The sequence below is a fragment of the Streptomyces sp. MMG1533 genome, from assembly GCF_001279775.1.
Taxonomy (GTDB): Bacteria; Actinomycetota; Actinomycetes; order Streptomycetales; family Streptomycetaceae; genus Streptomyces.
In genome coordinates, this window is record NZ_LGDG01000163.1 from 1 (window position 1) to 314 (window position 314).

Sequence of the window (314 nt, forward strand, 5' to 3'; positions counted from 1 at the left end):
ACGCAGGATGTCCCGGCACGATGCGGCGAGCATCGCGGTCGGGCGACGCGCCCTCGGACACCCGATCCGGCGACGGACGGCACCGCCCCACCCCGACCAGAGCGATCGTGGTGGGCATCGGACCGCCCAGGCCCGACCGGAGACCCGCAGGCGTGAGGAAACCCGCCCCCACCTGCCCGGACCACGCACCAGATGCGCGCCGCCCGGTGGTGGAGCGAAAGCGGGCGACCAGGGTGCCCAACACCGTTCGGAGCACCCGGCTGAGCACGAGTCCTGGCAACAGGACCCACTCCCACTCAGTCATTAGGAACGGT

General features: G+C 71.7%; 1 pseudogene. It reads left to right on the forward strand.

The window, feature by feature from the left end:
• Positions 1-307: pseudogene (locus ADK57_RS51215) on the forward strand (IS200/IS605 family accessory protein TnpB-related protein); the annotation flags it as partial.
• Positions 308-314: the final 7 nt, after the last annotated feature.